The organism is Flavobacterium sp. 21.1, assembly GCF_057801535.1.
Map to the genome: position 1 here is coordinate 715,745 of NZ_JBYNXA010000001.1, position 15,831 is coordinate 731,575.

Below are 15,831 nucleotides of genomic sequence, written 5' to 3' on the forward strand. Positions count from 1 at the left end.
CTTCATGTGACCTTTTTTATTTTAATGTGCAAACCTATTTTTCTTCTTCCTTCTTAATTACATTGCGGGCTACTTCAATTTTGAATTTCTTACCCTTCATTTTTTCGTCCTTAATGTTACGCAGTAATTCATTCACTTTCTTGAATTTTACGGCGGCAAACGAAACAAAATCTTTGACTTCAATCAGTCCCAAATCGCCTTTTTCCAATTTCCCTTTTTGCGAAAAGAACCCTACTATATCAATTTTATTCAGCTTATTTTTCTTTCCGCCGCTGATATAAATCGTTTGGAATTCAGGTGGTTTCGGTAAAGATTTAGCATTATCAACATTCAAAACGGGCATCTGGTAATTGATGTAGTCCAGCTTTTTTTCGCTTTCGTGAACGATAATATAAGCGGTACCAGAGGCTAACATTCGGGCTGTTCTTCCGTTTCTGTGGGTAAACTCATCTTCCTTGGAAGGCAAATGATAATGGATAACGTGATTCATTTCGGGGATATCCAATCCACGCGCTGCCAAATCGGTCGTAACCAAATAACTCACACTCCCGTTTCTAAACTGAATCAAAGCACGCTCGCGCTCCTCCTGATCCATTCCGCCGTGATAATAGGTGGCATAAATTCCTTTTTCGTTTAATGTGTCGCTTATGCGTTCCGCCGCATCACGGTGATTGCAGAATATAATCGCCGGTTCCGATTTTAACGAACAAAGCAATTGGAACAGACTTCCGATTTTGTCTTTCTCATTGGAAATCAACATCTTCATCGAAAGATTCTCGTTTTCTTTTTCAGTTGGAACAAAATCCAGAATAGTCGGATTCACGACTCTTGTATATTTCGGAATTTCAATACCCGAAGTCGCCGAAACCAAAACACGTTTATTGAGTTTTGGCAGTCTGCCAATGATATACGACATCTGCTCGTGGAAACCCAATTGGAGGGATTTGTCGAATTCATCCAAAACCAATGTTTCAATGGTGTCGGTCTTGAATGTTTCCCGGTCGATATGATCAGCAATACGTCCTGGCGTTCCGATTAAAATCGCCGGAGGATTGCTTAAATTTTTGATTTCGGTCTCTATATTATGTCCGCCATAACAAACGTTTACCTTATAATCGGTAGTCATTTTTTTCCAAACCTGCTGAATCTGCAAGCCCAATTCCCTTGATGGTACAATAATCAAACATTGCACGGCATTCACTTCAGGCTGAAGCATTTCAAAAATGGGCAGCAAAAAAGCAATGGTTTTTCCGGAACCTGTAGGCGAAAGCAGTAAAACATTCGAATCATTCAAAATAGCATCCTGTGCCATTTCCTGCATTTCGTTAAGACTTTCAATTCCTAAATTGAGAAGAATATTATTGGAACGTGGATTTTTATACATGCTGCAAAGGTAAGGGAAAAGTTTTCAGTGTTCGGCGCAGTGTTCAGTCGCAGATTGCAATTAAGTATTTCGGAAAACAATTTTTTACAACAGCTTTCTTTTTTAAAGCGACCCGAGCGATAGCGAATTGGCGAAGCAATGGTTCGGGCTTATTTGGAAACCGTGTTCCTGCTGTACGCTATCTCATCCCAAAAGACGACCACTCCCATCAGGGCTATGGAACCGGCTTTAAAACCTTTTGAAAATGGAGCACAAATAAAACTGATATAATCAACGTGATTTTTCGATTATTCCCAACTCGTCCCTTCCCTTTTCACTTGATCTCCTTTAAATCACCTTTTCTTCTTCAAAAAGCAACTTGATGTTCTCATAGGAATTTCCAAGAGCTTCTTTGATTTCTTCCGGTTTTAACCAAACCACCTTTTCAATTCCTTCATCTTCCTGTCCTTGTAATTCACCTTCAAAATCCGTTTTCATTTCAAACCAATGCGTAATTTTTAATTTGTATTTGCCATTTCGTTTAAAAACATGATAGGTTTTTTGAAGTTTCTGCGTAATTTTTAAACCGGTAACCCCTGTTTCTTCTTCCACTTCCCGGATTGCGGTTTCCTCGATCACCTCTCCTTTTTCGGTTCCACCTTTAGGCAAATCCCATTTTCCGTTTCTGAAAATGAACAGCACTTCTCCGTTTTTATTAAAAACTAATCCGCCACCCGCTTTGACTGCAGGAATTTTTTCCTTTAATTTTGTTAAAATTTCTTTTTCATCCGGGTGATATAAAAATGCTTTATTAATTTTATTTTGAAACATTTTTATTATAACTTGCTTAATATCAACAGTTTCCAATAGGAAAAGTTGAAAATCGGTTTCTTTAACAACTTGATTTGTTAAGAAAAGAGGTTTATCGTTGACAAAAACTTTATACATTTGTAGTATGATTTTTAACACAGACACAGCTAAGAAAACTGCCGAATTGCTTTTACAAATAAACGCAATTAAATTAAATCCAAAAAATCCTTTTACATGGGCTTCTGGATGGAAATCGCCTATTTATTGCGATAATCGTATAACCCTCTCATTTCCACCGATAAGAAATTATCTGCGTGAAGAATTTGCGAAAAACATTGAAAAACAATTTGGTAAACCTGACGTGATTGCCGGTGTAGCCACTGGTGCGATCGGAATCGGTATGCTTGTCGCTGAAATCATGGGACTTCCTTTTGTATATGTTCGTCCTGAACCCAAAAAACACGGAAGAGAAAATCAGGTTGAAGGTTTCCTGCAGAAAGGACAAAACGTATTGGTGGTTGAAGATTTGATCAGTACCGGAAAAAGCAGTTTACAGGCAGTAGAAGCCTTAAAAGCTGCAGGTGCTAACGTTAAAGGAATGGTTGCAATCTTCACTTACGGATTTGAAATTGCAGAAGAAAATTTCAAAAAAGCCAATGTTGAACTTTTCACGCTTGGAAATTACGACATGCTATTAAAAGAAGCCGTGACAAAAAAATACATTACGGAAGACGAATATGACACTCTGAAAGAATGGCGTAAAAGCCCGTCTACCTGGGGCGTAGAAGTCTAAAATCGTTTTTCTGTTCATTTAGATTTTTCAGATTTTCAAAATGAACCGGCAAATTGCCAGTAAATCAATTTATGCATTAATCTAACACTATTTAAATAATGAATTTAGAAAGTCCAAAAGTCAACGTAGAAAAGTCAGCAGAATACTTGTTTGATTCATTGACCAATGTTAAGAATTTTGAGAAATTAATGCCGGAAAGCATTGCGAAATTTGAAGTTTTAGACGAAAATGCGTTTATCTTCGGACTAAAAGGCATGCCGGAAATAAAATTAAAAATGAAAGACAAGGTCGCTCCGAACAAAGTTGTTTTGGGTGCAGCCAGCGACAAATTACCGTTCACATTAACTGCCAACATCAATTCACTGACACCAAACACTTCGGAAGTTCAGTTGCTTTTTGAAGGCGAGTTCAACCCTATGATGGCGATGATGGTTAAAGGTCCGATCACGAAATTTATCGAAACACTGGCCGGAAACATGAACAAACTGTAATAATAATCACAACCAGATATTAAAAATCCCTATTTGTTTCAAACAGGGATTTTTTTTTAATACAACATTAGAATTTCTTTAATTTCAAATGTTTTAACACTATCGTCTTCAAGCAGCACTTCTAACTTTCCATTAGTGGTGACGCCTTGAATGATGCCCATAAAACGAAGTCCGTCTTTATCCTCAAATGGCATAGGAACTCCTTTTTTAAACAACTTTTCATTGTACTTTAACCAAAATGAATCATATTCCTTGCTTTGAAGCAGGGCAATGTTACGTTTTAATGTTTCAACAATGGAAATCAGGATCGCCTCTTTGTCTAATTCCTGATTCAGCATATTGGATAATGAACTTGCTTTTGGCAGATCACTGAAGTTTTTCTGATTCACATTCAATCCGATACCGACCACAGAAACAATTTCCCCATTGCTCTTCAGACTGTTTTCAATTAAAATTCCGCCAATTTTCATATTATCTGCCAAAATGTCGTTCGGCCACTTAATTGCTAAATTAGAAATCTTCAACTGTTCCAATACCTGAACGATACATACGGCAACAAGAACATTTAAATGAAAAATAGCGTGAATATCTGCCAATAAATCTTTGACAAGCACACTAAACGTCAGGTTTTTACCGGATTCTACTTCCCACACAGCTCCCATTTGTCCGCGCCCGGAAGTCTGGTTTTCAGCACTAATGACAGTGAAATTTTCAACAAACTGTTTTGTCAGTAATGTTTTTAAATAGTCATTAGTTGAAGATGTGGCATCGAGTTTGATGATGTTCATATAAATAAATTGCCTTTATGAAGTTTAATCTTATGTTAAGGTTCAAAAATAAAGACAAAAATTGGTAACTTTGCGAAAAACATATTAAAAATAGATGGCGAAAAAGGAGATTAACAATGATGCATTATTAGCTAACATCATTAAAGGAATTGAAGAAGTAAAAGGTAACAATATTGACATTCTGGATTTAAGAGCAATCGAAAATACTGTGTGCGATTATTTCGTAATCTGCAACGGTAACTCCAATACACAGGTTAACGCTATCGTCAACTCAATTCAAAAAGTAGTTTCAAAAGATTTAAAAGACAAGCCTTGGCACGTTGAAGGTGCTGAAAATGGCGAGTGGGTTTTAATGGATTATGTGAGCATTGTGGTTCACGTTTTCCAAAAACACATTCGTGATTACTACAACATAGAAGGTTTGTGGGGTGATGCTAAAATCACTTCGATCGAAAACAAATTCTAACATTAACATTACATGTCAAAAGATAAAAAAAACAATCCTACCAAAATTAAAGTAAGTCCATGGGTCATCTATGGTGCCATACTATTGATTTTAGTTACGATTCAATTAGTTTCCAGCGGATCCAGTTTTCAGGAAGTCCGCCCTACCTCTTTATCTAAATTTTATCAGTTTTTAGATTCCAACCAGGTAAACAAAGTGGTTTTCAACAAAACGACGGCACAGGTTTATCTTAAAAAAGAAGCTTTAAACAGTAAAACACACAGTAAAGTCGAGAAGAAAACCTTCTTAGGCAAAGAGAATACAGGCCCTCATTATACTTTGGACATCGGAAACCCTGAATTATTCCAAAAGAAACTGGATGAAGCAAGGACGGCCGGGAAATTAAACGATTATTCCTCTGAACCGGAAAGCAATTGGGGCGATGTTCTGATTAACTTCCTTCCGTTAATCATCATTATCGGATTCTGGATCTTTATGATGCGCAGGATGTCAGGTGGTGGTACCGGTGGCGGTGGCGGACAGATATTTTCTATCGGAAAATCGAAAGCTAAACTGTTTGACGAAAAAACCGATGTAAAAACCACTTTTAAAGATGTTGCCGGTTTAGAAGGCGCTAAGGAAGAAATTCAGGAAATCGTTGAATTCCTGAAAAACCCTGAAAAATACACGGAAATTGGAGGTAAAATTCCGAAAGGAGCATTATTAGTAGGACCTCCGGGAACAGGTAAGACCTTATTGGCAAAAGCTGTTGCGGGTGAAGCACAAGTACCTTTCTTTTCGCTTTCAGGATCAGATTTCGTAGAGATGTTCGTAGGAGTCGGAGCTTCCCGTGTACGTGATTTATTCAAACAGGCAAAAGAAAAATCTCCTGCTATCATTTTCATTGATGAGATCGACGCTGTGGGACGTGCCCGTGGAAAAAACAATATTTCAGGTTCAAACGATGAGCGTGAAAACACATTAAATCAGCTTTTAACGGAAATGGACGGTTTCGGCACCAATACACACGTAATTGTATTAGCCGCTACTAACCGCGCAGATGTATTAGACAAAGCATTAATGCGTGCCGGACGTTTTGACAGACAGATTTATGTAGACTTACCGGATATCCGTGAGCGTAAAGAAATCTTCGAAGTGCACTTAAAACCTTTGAAAAAATCAGAAGAACTGGATACCGAATTTTTAGCAAAACAGACACCGGGCTTCTCGGGTGCTGATATTGCGAATGTTTGTAACGAGTCTGCCTTAATTGCAGCACGAAAAGGAAAGAAAGCAGTAGACAAACAAGATTTCCTTGATGCGGTTGACCGAATTGTCGGCGGATTGGAAAAGAAAAATAAAATTGTTACTCCTGCGGAAAAACGTGCCATTGCCATTCATGAAGCCGGTCACGCTACTGTGAGCTGGATGCTTGAACATGCTGCACCACTGGTAAAAGTTACCATCGTACCGCGTGGACAAAGCTTAGGAGCTGCTTGGTATTTACCGGAGGAACGCTTAATTGTTCATCCTGAGCAAATGCTTGATGAAATGTGTGCCACTATGGGCGGTAGAGCTGCCGAAAAGGTAATTTTTGATAAAATTTCAACCGGTGCATTAAGCGACTTGGAAAAAGTGACAAAACAAGCCCGTGCTATGGTTACCGTGTATGGTCTGAATGACAAATTAGGAAACGTGACCTATTACGATTCATCAGGACAGAGCGATTACAACTTCTCAAAACCGTATTCGGAAGAAACAGCAAGAGTAATCGATAAGGAGATTTCCGAGTTAATCGAAAAACAGTACGCAAGAGCTATTCAGATCCTGCAGGAAAACCGCGACAAACTGGTTCAGTTGGCCGATATTCTGATTGAAAAAGAAGTTATTTTCAAAGATGACCTTGAAACAATCTTCGGTAAACGTCCTTTCGAAAAAACAGAGACTGAACCAATTACGGAATTGCAGTAAGTTATTTTAATAAAATATTATAAAAATCTTAATTCGATTGCGAGATTGAATTAAGATTTTTTTATCTTTGAGTGTTTTCAAACACAAAATTTCGAGATTTTTATGAATCTTTTCAGAAAATTTTTTGGTGCCGCTTCAGAAGGATCCAATGAGGATAAGGAAGACAATATGAGTCCTTATCATCCGGAGCCTAAAATGCCCGTGGACGAACTTTTTACCTATAACTTCAAAAAAAACGGAGGCAAATTTCTCTATTGTGAAAACTTGCCTGAAGTTCACGATAATTTCGAAAGTATCTTAGAAGAAAATGACTGGTTTGAAAAAGAGGCCATGTGTTTGGAACCGAAGCTTTTCAGCCTTCTTGATGAAAACAAGCTAAATTACGCACATCCTAAAAACCCGACATTCTTATTGGCTTCGTGTGAAAATCTGATTGCAGACGAAGGTTCCATATTGTTTTCCTCTAATCAAATTAAGCAGTTCAAACCTAATGATTTGCCTTCCCACATCGTAATTCTTGCTACTACCAGTCAAATCATTGGAAACAAAAGCGATGGCTTACGTGAAATCAAAAAAAGATACGATAAGGAATACCCTACCAACATTACCACTTTTAAATATTTTGAAAAAGCAAAAGAAGAAGACTTCCTGCAGTATGGCAGTTGTCCAAAAAACTTATATTTATTGCTTTTAGAAGACTTATAGCATGCATGAAAATATAACACGGACCCTATCCGGCTTACTTTATATTTTGCTTCTCGTTTCAGCAACTTTATACTCAGAATACAGTTTTTTTCTGCTTTTTGGCATGTTCATGATTGTTACGGTTTCTGAATTCAGCAAACTGATTCATCTGAAGCAAAATCTGCCTATCCTGCTTGCTCTTATAAGTTTTATACTGTTTTATGGCGCACCTAAAAACAACTTCAACACAGACATTTTGCTTTGTCTTGCAGCACTTTTTGTTTCGGTAAACTTGATTACCGATCTGTTTATTGAAAAAAGAAAACCGAAAAATGACCAAATGTCCAAATACGTCAATCTTTTTGGATATATCATAATACCTTTCATTTTATTGATGAAAACACCTTTTCTTGGTGTAACATTTAACCCGCAAATAATTATCGGTATATTTATTCTGATCTGGACCAACGATACTTTTGCCTACATCACCGGAAAAATGTTTGGAAAACACAAACTTTTTGAGCGCATTTCACCTAAAAAAACCATTGAAGGTTTTGTGGGAGGGCTAGTATTTACAATGATCGGAAGTTATATATTAAGTTATTTCTTCACATTTTTAACACCTGTACTTTGGATTTTTACCGGCTTAATCGTTGGCTTTTTCGGAACAATAGGTGATCTAATCGAGTCACGATTCAAACGTTTAGCCGGAGTTAAAGACAGCGGAAAGATAATGCCGGGTCACGGAGGCATCTTAGATCGGTTAGATAGTGTTATATTTGCAATTCCATTTCTTTATTTATTTTATCAAATTTTAAATTATGTTCATCAAGTTTCATAAAGAGGGCGCCCAAATTATTTTAGGAACAACTATAGCAGTAGTTGCAGTTGTATTTTTAGCAGATGCTTTCATCCCGGTTTTCTGGCTGCAGAAAGCTGTTCAGGTAGTTGCATTATTCATGATGGTGATGGTGCTGCAGTTTTTTAGAAATCCGACCCGTGTCACCTTAATTAACGACAATCATGTTATTGCTCCGGTAGATGGAAAAGTGGTAGTTATCGAAGAAGTTTTCGAACCCGAATATTTTAAAGACAAGCGTTTGATGATTTCCATTTTCATGTCTCCCATAAATGTTCACGTAACACGTTATGCCGTTAACGGTGTGGTGAAATACAGCAAATATCACCCTGGAAAATATCTTGTAGCATGGCATCCGAAAGCGAGCGAAGAAAATGAAAGAACCTCCGTAGTGGTAGAAAACCGTGTTTTTGGAGAAATCCTTTACCGTCAGGTTGCAGGTGCGTTAGCAAAACGTATTGTAAACTATGCAAAAGAAGGCATGCAGGTTGTTCAAGGGACCGATGCCGGTTTCATTAAATTTGGTTCGAGAGTAGATTTATACTTACCTTTAGGTACACAAGTTAATGTAAAGCTTAACGATAAGGCAGTTGGTGGAAAAACAATCATTGCCATTAAACAATAAATGGGAAAAGATTTAGACATCTTATTTGATGAGGCATTCAAAAATGCCCAATTAATCCCGCAAGCTTCTGTTCCGATAGATTTGCAGTTAATCCTTTATGGATTGTACAAACAAGCCACAGCGGATGAAACTGATAGTTTTTATTTCCGTCAGGACTCCCAAAACCTGCGAAGCGCTTTCAAACTTAACGCATGGATGCAGGTCAACCATCTCACGTCGGACCAAGCAAAAGAACGATATATCCAGATTATCAATAAACTAATGAAAGAACGAAATTTGTAAACAGATTTCGTTTTTTCTTTTAAGACCTATCATTCATGAGAACACAAAAAATAGCCTTTCTGAGTCTGGCCTTTCTGGCCCTTTTCTCTTGCCGACAAAAAAGCAATCTTGAAGAGGTAATTCAGATTCCGGAACCTGAAGCACAGGAAACGCAATCCATGTACGGAAATCCGGCCGAAGTAAAAGCTGAGAAGGGAAAATTCAAAATGCGCGGTCTAACTTATGCTTACAACGCGTTAGAGCCTTATATCGACGGAAAAACGATGGAAATCCATTATTCCCGTCATCATTTAAGCTACTGCAATAATCTAAACAAGGCCATCGCGGGAACCGATTATGAAAAATGGAAGCTGGAAGAAATCCTCAAAGGATCGGATCCTAACAACATGGCTATTCGAAATAATGCCGGAGGCTATTACAACCATAATCTGTATTGGGAAGTCATGAGTCCTAAAGCGGGCGGACAACCAAAAGACAGTTTGGCAGCTGCCATTATCAGAGATTTTGGTTCATACGACACTTTTAAAGCACAATTTGTGGATGCGGCCAGCAAGCAATTTGGCTCAGGATGGGCGTGGCTTGTGGTCAACAAAGCCGGAAAATTGGTAGTTGGAAGTACTCAAAACCAAGACAATCCAATAATGCCCGATATGCCTATTTCAGGAACACCAATTCTCGCTTTAGACGTTTGGGAACATGCTTATTATCTTAAATACCAAAGCAGACGCGGCGAATACATTTCGGCTTTCTTTAACGTGGTCAATTGGAACGTGGTAGAGCAAAAGTATCTGGACGCAATGAAAAGAGTTATAAAGGAATAAATCCTTCTACTCATCCGCGAATCAAACGCAGATTTACAAATATTTTTACAGAACGGCACAAAGAAGAATTCTTTTTTGTGCCGTTTTCTTTTTATCGAATTTCATCAAACCTTCTGTAAGCGATAAAATCAACTATTAGCCGACACCGATTTACAAAATCCAAAAATATTCTACAAACGGATAAAAAAAACCGACAAAACATTCATCGCAACACAATACAAATCAGTCCTTTGAATATAATTTTAGTAAATTTACTACATGTTGGGACTGTAAAAAAACGATCTGTAAAATGCATTATACAACATATGATTTGTTTAAAATCGATATATTTTTAATTAACTAAAAAAGAAACAATCATGAAAAAATTATTTTTGATCGCAACGTTTGTAATTTCTTCAGTTGCTTTTGCTCAATCTACTGTAAAAGAAGACATTGAAATCATTCAGGCAAAATACGGGAAATCCAAAAAAGAATTAGTCAATTCTTATATGGAGCTAAAAGAATCCCAGGCGGCTGGCTTTTGGAAAGTTTATGATGCTTATGAGCAGGAACGAAAACTGCTTGGAAAAAAAAGAATCGAATTAATTAATGATTACATCAATAATTATGAGTCGTTATCTAATGAGAAAGCCGATCAACTTCTCAAAGCAACGCTGAAAAACGAAATGGCTTATGATAAGCTGTACTCAAAATATTATGAGAAAATGAAAAAGGCCGTTGGAGCAATAGATGCAGCCAAATTCATTCAACTGGAAAACGGATTACAAACAGCAATCATGGCTGAGACCCAGAACGCAATACCTTTTATCGGCGATATGGACCGTAAAAAATAAATTGCAAAAATAAATTGCACATATATAAAAATCCCAAGGTAAAGCTTGGGGTTTTTTGATTGCATTTTTTGCCATGTAAATCCTATTTAAAACATTCAATATTAAATAGTTATTAAATAATATTAACAAAAATTTTCGTAAATTTGATAGGCATGGTTTCCATATCAAACCACTTTGAATCAACATAAATCAAAACTATTTTACATATGAAAAATCTTACTTTTAAGGGACTGGTCCTACTACTGCTACTCTTTGGTAGTGTTTTGTACGGACAAAAAGATGAAATAGCGCAGAATGTAGAAGTAGTACTCCCCGTAGTTCAGGATACTGTTCAGAACAGCAGTCTTCGTGATGTGCCGTGGTATGTTGAAAGATACAGAGTTTCGGCAGGTTTTTACGAAATGCTAAACAATACTACCATCAGTATTTCAGGTACTTCCGGCAGAGGAACCAGTGTTGATTTTGAGAGAGACTTAGGATTTGATAAGAAAAACTCAACTTTTTTAGCTGAATTTGAATGGAGATCTTCCAGCCGTTCCCGTTTTAATCTAAATTATTTCAATTCCCGAAGAGACAGCGACAGAACTCTGGACCGGGAACTTACAATAGGAGATGAAACGTATGATATAAATACTAGTTTGAGTACAAGTGTTAAAACCGATTTCTTTCGTTTTTCTTATGGATACGCTATTTTAAGCAAACCAAAGTACGAGGTTGGATTATTAATTGGTACCCATACAATTTCTACAAAAATTGGAATAGAGGTTAATGGTGAAACCGCCAATTTTGAAAAAAACAAAACCTATAATGCAGTAGCTCCATTAGTTGATTTTGGGATATGGGGAGGATATGCTTTTACCGATAGGTTTGCCTTGCGAGGAGAGATCAATTATTTTCAATTGAAAATTGACACTTTTGATGGAAAAACTTTTGGTTACAGTGTGTCGGGTGTCTACAGAGTCTGGAAAAAACTCGATGTGGCCCTCGGTTATTCCGGTTTGGATATAAATGTGAATTTTAATGAAAATCACGCCGATTATGATATAGATTGGGGGTATAATGGTTTACTTGTGTACCTAAGTTATTCCTTCGGTAATAAAAAATGGAGATAGACTTATCATTCGCTTTATAAATAAAAAATCCCGAGTGTTCACCTGGGATTTTTTTTTGAATTATAAATAAGCTCTTATTTCAAACTAACCAGACTATACTCAAGTCTACCGCAATTTAAAATTATACCATTTGATAACCTTCTTTTTAACATCAGTAATAATATTATTGATAAAAAATTGTACATTTAGAAACGTGAAGAAACTGATAATCATATCTTTATTACTGTATTACACCATTGGTACTTTTTGCCTGCCAATGGGTGATTTCTCCATATTGCCATCGCTTCCGAAAATGTACCAACACTGTAAAGTAACGGAAGATCGTGACATGACACTATTAGATTTTGTAACCGATCATTTAATTCCTATTGACGGAATACTCGACAGCCATGAAAACGGGGATGATCAGAAACCACACCAGCCTTTTCACTATACCGATTTAACAATTCAACTTTTTACTCCAACGATTCTGGAGTTTAAAATTACAGCCCGTCTTTTAGGCATTTCAAATAAGAAAACAGTTATTATTACGACAGATGACAATTTTACTTCCGATTACATAGCAAGAAAATTTCGACCTCCTATTTTTTGATTTCCAAACCATTAGTTGTAAAAATTAAAATCAATTAAAAAATAAAAAAATGAAGTCAATATTAATATTGCTAGGCTCAATAATGCTTGGCACCACATCTTTTGCTCAAAAAATTGCGAATGATAAAGTCCCTTCAGAAGTTATGGCTGGTTTTAAAGCTAAATTCACTTCAGTAACAAAGTCGGCATGGGAAATGGAAAGTGCCAATGAATATGAAGCCGAATTTGACATAAAAGGCAAGAAACATTCGGCTAAATTTGACAAATCCGGTAACTGGCTGGAAACCGAAACCGAGATTAAAATAACGGAGTTACCAAAATCCGTGAGTCAGACCATAGCCAAAGAATTTGCCGGTTATAAAGTTGAAGAAGCCGAAAAAGCCGAAACTTCAGATAGCGGAACCGTTTATGAAGTAAAAGTCACAAAAGCCAAGCAAACGTACGATGTGACAGTCGCCGCTTCCGGTAAAATGCTTAAAAAAACTACTGAAAATGACGACAACGAGAAAGACTAATTCTCTAAATGACAAAAAAGCCCCCGCTTTGGCGGGGGCTTTTTACATTTATGAAGTATTTGTTATTTCAAACTAACCAGACTCTGCTCAAGCGTAGCAATCTTCGCCAAAGCATCGGCTTCTTTTTTGCGTTCGCTTTCAACAACTTCTAATTTAGCATTCGCCACAAACTTCTCGTTCGATAATTTAACCTGAACCGATTTTAGAAAACCTTTCATATAGTTAAGTTCTTCTGTGATTTTACTGATTTCAGCATCAATATCAATATTACCTGTAACTGGAATAAAATATTCATTCGATTTCACACGATAAGATAAAGCTCCGTCTACTTTTTCAGAAACGTACTCCAAAGTGGAAATGTTTCCTAATTTTGCAATTACCGAATCAAAAAATGTCGAAGCATTTTCGCTGTTGACCACTTTCAATTCGATCGTATCTTTCATCGGAATGTTTTTATCTTTTCTGATGGTTCTGATACCGGAAATTACTTCTGTAGCGAAATCGAAATCAGCAATCAGTTTTTCATTTGCCGAAGTCATTTTTGGCCACTCAGCAACGATCAATGCCTGTTCCGGAGTTCTTTCCTCGATGCGCTGCCAAATTTCTTCTGTTAAGAACGGCATGAACGGATGAAGTAACTTTAAATTCGTTTCCAGCATTTCAATAGCCTTGTCGAAAGTCGCTCGGTCGATCGGCTGCTGGTAACCCGGTTTGATCATTTCGAGGAAGAAAGAACAGAAATCGTCCCAAACCAATTTATAGGTAGCCATCAAAGCATCTGAAATTCTGTATTTACCGAAATTATCTTCGATTTCCGCTACTGTTTTCTGCAATTTGGCCTCGTACCATTCGATAGCTACTTTTGAAGATTCAGGTTGAGCAATATCAGCTACCTCCCACCCTTTTATCAATCGGAATGCATTCCATATTTTATTAGCAAAAGCTTTCCCCTGATTGCACAATTCTTCGTCAAACAAAATATCATTTCCTGCCGCAGCACTCAACAACAATCCGCAACGAACACCATCGGCACCGAATTTTTCAATTAATCCAAGTGGTTCAGGTGAATTCCCAAGTGATTTTGACATTTTACGGCCTTGTTTATCACGAACCAAACCAGTCAAATATACATTACTGAACGGTTTAGCATCGGCATATTCATAACCTGCAATAATCATTCGGGCAACCCAGAAGAATAAAATATCCGGACCGGTAACCAAATCGTTCGTCGGATAATAATATTTAAAATCTTCATTTTCAGGATTCATGATTCCGCCAAAAACAGCCATAGGCCATAACCATGACGAGAACCACGTATCCAATGCATCGGCGTCCTGTTTTAAATCTGAAACCTGCAATGAAGCGTTTCCTGTTTTTTGTTTAGCTAATTCCAATGCTGCTTCCGGAGTTTCCGCTACCACGAAATCCTCTTTACCTTCCGCATAGAAATAAGCCGGAATCTGTTGTCCCCACCATAACTGACGGGAAATGTTCCAGTCGCGGATGTTTTCCATCCAGTGACGGTATGTATTATTGAAACGTGAAGGATACAATTTCACTTCGTCGGACTCCAAAACTGCTTTGATAGCCGGTTTTACCAAATCTTCCATTTTAAGGAACCATTGGTCTGATAATCTTGGTTCAATTACAGCTTTCGTTCTTTCTGACGTTCCAACCTTATTTAAATGGTTTTCCACCTTTGCCATGGCTCCGATGGATTCCAGTTCTTTAGAAATTTCTTCACGAACTACGAAACGGTCTTTTCCGGCATAATGCAATCCGAAAGAATTCAGCGTCGCATCTTCATTGAAAATATCGATGATTTCCAGATTGTGTCGTTCTCCTAATTCCTTGTCATTTACATCATGCGCAGGCGTCACTTTCAGACATCCGGTTCCGAATTCCATATCCACATACTCATCAAAAATGATCGGTATCACTCGGTTACAGATCGGAACAATGGCTTTTTTACCTTTCAGATGCTGGTAACGTTCGTCTTCCGGGTGGATACAGATAGCACTATCACCCAAAATCGTTTCCGGACGCGTCGTTGCGATCGTTACGAATTCGTTAGTACCTTCAATCTGGTATTTTAAATGATATAATTTTCCTTGTCTCTCTTCGTAGATCACCTCTTCGTCAGACAGCGTTGTTTTTGCTTCCGGATCCCAGTTTACCATTCGATACCCTCTGTAAATCAATCCTTTATTATACAAATCAACAAACGAACGGATTACGGAAGCCGACATGTCCGGATCCATGGTAAATTTCGTTCTGTCCCAATCACAAGAACATCCCAATTGCTTTAACTGCTCAAGAATGGTTCCTCCGTATTTATCGGTCCACTCCCATGCATGTTTAAGGAATTCTTCTCGGGTAAGGTCGTTTTTATTGATTCCTTCCGCTTTTAATTTGGCTACAACTTTTGCTTCTGTTGCAATTGAAGCGTGATCCGTTCCAGGTACCCAACAAGCGTTGAACCCCTTCAGACGGGCACGACGGATCAACACATCCTGAATCGTATTGTTAAGCATATGTCCCATGTGCAAGACTCCTGTCACGTTTGGTGGCGGAATTACTATGGTGTATGGGGTTCTGTGGTCTGGTTTTGAATGAAAATAATTGTTTTTCATCCAGTAATCGTACCATTTCTGCTCAGCAGCTTTTGCTTCAAATTGTGCCGGAATTGTCATATTCGTTGATCGGTTATTTGTTATACGATGCCATTCTTTGCACCGCAATGTTTTTCATCACTTATCTCTCTAATAGCCCTGAAAGCAGTAGATCCCGACTTTTTATCGGCAGCAACTTACAGTGGCAAGGCGCCTTGTGAAAGAGCCTAAACAAT

At 37.7% G+C, this 15,831-nt stretch carries 17 protein-coding genes; 13 read left to right on the top strand and 4 right to left on the bottom strand.

From position 1 onward, the window contains the following. Positions 1–34: 34 nt before the first annotated feature. Together AC3E9U_RS03230 and AC3E9U_RS03235 are read right to left on the bottom strand one after the other, a co-directional pair. On the bottom strand, positions 35–1,384 hold the full coding sequence (locus AC3E9U_RS03230) for a DEAD/DEAH box helicase (protein WP_488745468.1): 1,350 nt from the start codon (positions 1,382–1,384) through the stop codon (positions 35–37). Between the two features lie 327 nt (positions 1,385–1,711). Continuing rightward, a complete protein-coding gene (locus AC3E9U_RS03235) occupies positions 1,712–2,311 on the bottom strand; it encodes an NUDIX hydrolase (protein ID WP_488745469.1) in 600 nt (199 codons plus the stop codon). Between the two features lie 7 nt (positions 2,312–2,318). On the opposite strand from AC3E9U_RS03235, the gene pyrE reads away from it, so the two are divergent. Both pyrE and AC3E9U_RS03245 read left to right on the top strand, forming a co-directional pair. Further along, positions 2,319–2,966, top strand: coding sequence for an orotate phosphoribosyltransferase (pyrE, locus tag AC3E9U_RS03240; RefSeq protein ID WP_488745470.1), 648 nt, complete (start codon positions 2,319–2,321; stop codon positions 2,964–2,966). 98 nt (positions 2,967–3,064) lie between these two features. Continuing rightward, positions 3,065–3,457 (top strand): SRPBCC family protein, encoded by a 393-nt coding sequence (locus tag AC3E9U_RS03245; RefSeq protein ID WP_488745471.1) that lies wholly within the window; start codon positions 3,065–3,067, stop codon positions 3,455–3,457. A 56-nt stretch (positions 3,458–3,513) separates the two neighbouring features. Here AC3E9U_RS03245 and AC3E9U_RS03250 read toward each other — a convergent pair whose 3' ends face one another. Continuing rightward, on the bottom strand, positions 3,514–4,245 hold the full coding sequence (locus tag AC3E9U_RS03250) for a biotin--[acetyl-CoA-carboxylase] ligase (RefSeq protein ID WP_488745472.1): 732 nt from the start codon (positions 4,243–4,245) through the stop codon (positions 3,514–3,516). 94 nt (positions 4,246–4,339) lie between these two features. On the opposite strand from AC3E9U_RS03250, the gene rsfS reads away from it, so the two are divergent. The 11 genes from rsfS (at position 4,340) to AC3E9U_RS03305 (ending at position 12,983) form a co-directional block, all read left to right on the top strand. After that, a complete protein-coding gene (gene rsfS / locus AC3E9U_RS03255) occupies positions 4,340–4,711 on the top strand; it encodes a ribosome silencing factor (protein WP_325201935.1) in 372 nt (123 codons plus the stop codon). Positions 4,712–4,723: 12 nt separating this feature from the next. Next, positions 4,724–6,661 carry an ATP-dependent zinc metalloprotease FtsH gene (gene ftsH, locus AC3E9U_RS03260; protein WP_488745473.1) on the top strand — a complete coding sequence of 646 codons (1,938 nt, stop codon included), beginning with the start codon at positions 4,724–4,726 and terminating at the stop codon, positions 6,659–6,661. A 102-nt stretch (positions 6,662–6,763) separates the two neighbouring features. Further along, positions 6,764–7,366, top strand: a complete 603-nt coding sequence (locus AC3E9U_RS03265) for a lactate utilization protein B/C (RefSeq protein ID WP_488745474.1) — start codon at positions 6,764–6,766, stop codon at positions 7,364–7,366. A gap of 1 nt (position 7,367) precedes the next feature. Continuing rightward, on the top strand, positions 7,368–8,186 hold the full coding sequence (locus tag AC3E9U_RS03270; protein WP_488745475.1) for a phosphatidate cytidylyltransferase: 819 nt from the start codon (positions 7,368–7,370) through the stop codon (positions 8,184–8,186). Further along, on the top strand, positions 8,167–8,829 hold the full coding sequence (locus AC3E9U_RS03275; RefSeq protein WP_488745476.1) for a phosphatidylserine decarboxylase family protein: 663 nt from the start codon (positions 8,167–8,169) through the stop codon (positions 8,827–8,829). Before AC3E9U_RS03270 ends, AC3E9U_RS03275 begins: the two co-directional genes overlap by 20 nt. Next, on the top strand, positions 8,830–9,111 hold the full coding sequence (locus tag AC3E9U_RS03280; RefSeq protein WP_488745477.1) for an acyl-CoA-binding protein: 282 nt from the start codon (positions 8,830–8,832) through the stop codon (positions 9,109–9,111). Positions 9,112–9,146: 35 nt separating this feature from the next. Next, complete coding sequence (locus AC3E9U_RS03285) at positions 9,147–9,932, top strand: superoxide dismutase (protein ID WP_488745478.1); 786 nt, start codon at positions 9,147–9,149, stop codon at positions 9,930–9,932. A 356-nt stretch (positions 9,933–10,288) separates the two neighbouring features. Then, positions 10,289–10,765 carry a hypothetical protein gene (locus AC3E9U_RS03290; protein WP_488745479.1) on the top strand — a complete coding sequence of 159 codons (477 nt, stop codon included), beginning with the start codon at positions 10,289–10,291 and terminating at the stop codon, positions 10,763–10,765. Positions 10,766–10,971: 206 nt separating this feature from the next. Further along, positions 10,972–11,877, top strand: coding sequence for a hypothetical protein (locus AC3E9U_RS03295; protein ID WP_488745480.1), 906 nt, complete (start codon positions 10,972–10,974; stop codon positions 11,875–11,877). Positions 11,878–12,070: 193 nt separating this feature from the next. Then, positions 12,071–12,469, top strand: coding sequence for a hypothetical protein (locus tag AC3E9U_RS03300; protein WP_488745481.1), 399 nt, complete (start codon positions 12,071–12,073; stop codon positions 12,467–12,469). Between the two features lie 49 nt (positions 12,470–12,518). Next, the gene (locus AC3E9U_RS03305) at positions 12,519–12,983 is read left to right on the top strand and encodes a PepSY-like domain-containing protein (RefSeq protein WP_488745482.1); all 465 of its coding nucleotides are present in this window, start codon (positions 12,519–12,521) and stop codon (positions 12,981–12,983) included. Between the two features lie 62 nt (positions 12,984–13,045). Here the strand turns inward: AC3E9U_RS03305 and AC3E9U_RS03310 are convergent, their stop codons facing one another. Further along, entirely contained in the window at positions 13,046–15,676 is a 2,631-nt protein-coding gene (locus AC3E9U_RS03310; protein WP_488745483.1) for a valine--tRNA ligase, read from the bottom strand. Positions 15,677–15,831 lie beyond the last annotated feature (155 nt).

Bases quoted from the DNA above. Each gene is read 5' to 3' on its own strand.
- AC3E9U_RS03230 (WP_488745468.1), bottom strand. From the start codon at position 1,384: ATGTATAAAAATCCACGTTCCAATAATATTCTTCTCAATTTAGGAATT.
- AC3E9U_RS03235 (WP_488745469.1), bottom strand. From the start codon at position 2,311: ATGTATAAAGTTTTTGTCAACGATAAACCTCTTTTCTTAACAAATCAA.
- pyrE (WP_488745470.1), top strand. From the start codon at position 2,319: ATGATTTTTAACACAGACACAGCTAAGAAAACTGCCGAATTGCTTTTA.
- AC3E9U_RS03245 (WP_488745471.1), top strand. From the start codon at position 3,065: ATGAATTTAGAAAGTCCAAAAGTCAACGTAGAAAAGTCAGCAGAATAC.
- AC3E9U_RS03250 (WP_488745472.1), bottom strand. From the start codon at position 4,245: ATGAACATCATCAAACTCGATGCCACATCTTCAACTAATGACTATTTA.
- rsfS (WP_325201935.1), top strand. From the start codon at position 4,340: ATGGCGAAAAAGGAGATTAACAATGATGCATTATTAGCTAACATCATT.
- ftsH (WP_488745473.1), top strand. From the start codon at position 4,724: ATGTCAAAAGATAAAAAAAACAATCCTACCAAAATTAAAGTAAGTCCA.
- AC3E9U_RS03265 (WP_488745474.1), top strand. From the start codon at position 6,764: ATGAATCTTTTCAGAAAATTTTTTGGTGCCGCTTCAGAAGGATCCAAT.
- AC3E9U_RS03270 (WP_488745475.1), top strand. From the start codon at position 7,368: ATGCATGAAAATATAACACGGACCCTATCCGGCTTACTTTATATTTTG.
- AC3E9U_RS03275 (WP_488745476.1), top strand. From the start codon at position 8,167: ATGTTCATCAAGTTTCATAAAGAGGGCGCCCAAATTATTTTAGGAACA.
- AC3E9U_RS03280 (WP_488745477.1), top strand. From the start codon at position 8,830: ATGGGAAAAGATTTAGACATCTTATTTGATGAGGCATTCAAAAATGCC.
- AC3E9U_RS03285 (WP_488745478.1), top strand. From the start codon at position 9,147: ATGAGAACACAAAAAATAGCCTTTCTGAGTCTGGCCTTTCTGGCCCTT.
- AC3E9U_RS03290 (WP_488745479.1), top strand. From the start codon at position 10,289: ATGAAAAAATTATTTTTGATCGCAACGTTTGTAATTTCTTCAGTTGCT.
- AC3E9U_RS03295 (WP_488745480.1), top strand. From the start codon at position 10,972: ATGAAAAATCTTACTTTTAAGGGACTGGTCCTACTACTGCTACTCTTT.
- AC3E9U_RS03305 (WP_488745482.1), top strand. From the start codon at position 12,519: ATGAAGTCAATATTAATATTGCTAGGCTCAATAATGCTTGGCACCACA.
- AC3E9U_RS03310 (WP_488745483.1), bottom strand. From the start codon at position 15,676: ATGACAATTCCGGCACAATTTGAAGCAAAAGCTGCTGAGCAGAAATGG.